This is a genomic window from Rahnella perminowiae (assembly GCF_019049755.1).
Classification (GTDB): domain Bacteria; phylum Pseudomonadota; class Gammaproteobacteria; order Enterobacterales; family Enterobacteriaceae; genus Rahnella; species Rahnella perminowiae.
Map to the genome: position 1 here is coordinate 1 of NZ_JAFMOS010000155.1, position 1,199 is coordinate 1,199.

Sequence of the window (1,199 nt, forward strand, 5' to 3'; positions counted from 1 at the left end):
GCACTGGTTAGGTGCGGGCTTTTTTTCTTTTTCCTGTACGCGTCAGCCCGCCCCGTTACCTGTGGTATCGGTGGTGGTAATAATTGTTGTGTTCAGGCTGATGATTCGCATTTTTTATTTTCTGTCTGTCTTTGGTTTGTACTCTGTCTGCCTCTATTAGCTAAAGCATAAGGCACAATAAGTCAATTTTTTTCTGTTTTCGTCCGGTTAATCACGGACAGAATCAAATGGATAATTCTCTGCCTTTAAAACCATTTGCAGTGCGATCGGTAACTCTGTTCTCATTGCACCGGATATAGAACTGTAGCGGCAAGGATTCACCTCACATCATTGGGTCAGCTTTTTTTCGATGTCATGCAGCAATGTATGCAACATTGCCGCATCGCGCTGTTGCAAAAGACCGAGGCGCTGATGCAGCCAGTCGGACAATTTCTGGTCATCTTCTGCCCCGACATTTTCCAGTAAACGTCCGACCCGCGCACGCAATGCCGATAACTGTCCGGCTTCGGCATGTGCTGGTTTCACGGACGTTATCTGATTCAGCGAAGAGAGCTGATAACAGAACACCATGACTGCCTGCCCCAGATTCAGCGAAGGATAATCCGCTACCATCGGTACGCCGGTCAGCACGTCAGCCAGTTCCAGTTCTTCATTGGTCAGCCCGGAATCCTCACGGCCAAACACCAACGCGGCATGATTCACCCACTGGCTTTTCTCTTCAAGCTGCCCCTGTAATTCCTGAGGTGTACAGTAATAGTGAAATTTGGCCCGGCTGCGGGCCGTCGTCGCCACCGTAAAATCGATGTCAGCCAGCGCTTCTGCCAGCGTGCTGAAATGCAGGGCATTTTGCAGGATTTCCTGCGAGCCATGCGCCACCCAGCTGGCTTCAGGCTGCAGATGTGCGCCACTGTCTACAATACGCAAGGAAGCAAAGCCCATGGTTTTCATTGCGCGGGCTGCCGCACCGACATTTTCCGGGCGGGCCGGTGACACTAAAATAATATGAAGTTGCATATCACGCCTTTGTAAGAAGAGAGAACAATTTGTCGCCTGTATTTCAGCGATGAAATTTTACCCTGTTTCAGATCTATTCATCGTTTATATTCTTCACAAGAACTTAACAGCCGACTTGATATATTCCTTTATTTTATCGGAAAAGCTTAATCGACAGGTAAAAAAGCGGCTGGTCAGGATAAGCA

Annotated in this window: 2 protein-coding genes and 1 other annotated feature; both genes read right to left on the minus strand. The window is 48.5% G+C overall.

Going from position 1 to position 1,199, the window contains the following annotated elements; all coding sequences use genetic code 11:
• Nucleotides 1–104, minus strand: a sequence feature (Thr leader region). This feature is flagged as partial in the annotation.
• Nucleotides 43–111: a thr operon leader peptide gene (thrL, locus tag J1785_RS00850; protein ID WP_071823645.1), complete on the minus strand. Its 69-nt coding sequence runs from the start codon at nucleotides 109–111 to the stop codon at nucleotides 43–45. It overlaps the preceding feature by 62 nt.
• Nucleotides 112–327: 216 nt before the next feature.
• Nucleotides 328–1,014, minus strand: a complete 687-nt coding sequence (locus J1785_RS00855; RefSeq protein ID WP_217218583.1) for a tRNA/rRNA methyltransferase — start codon at nucleotides 1,012–1,014, stop codon at nucleotides 328–330.
• Nucleotides 1,015–1,199: the final 185 nt, after the last annotated feature.

What these genes read in the sequence shown, in the direction of transcription:
- J1785_RS00855 (WP_217218583.1), bottom strand. Translation starts at nt 1,014, where the DNA reads ATGCAACTTCATATTATTTTAGTGTCACCGGCCCGCCCGGAAAATGTC.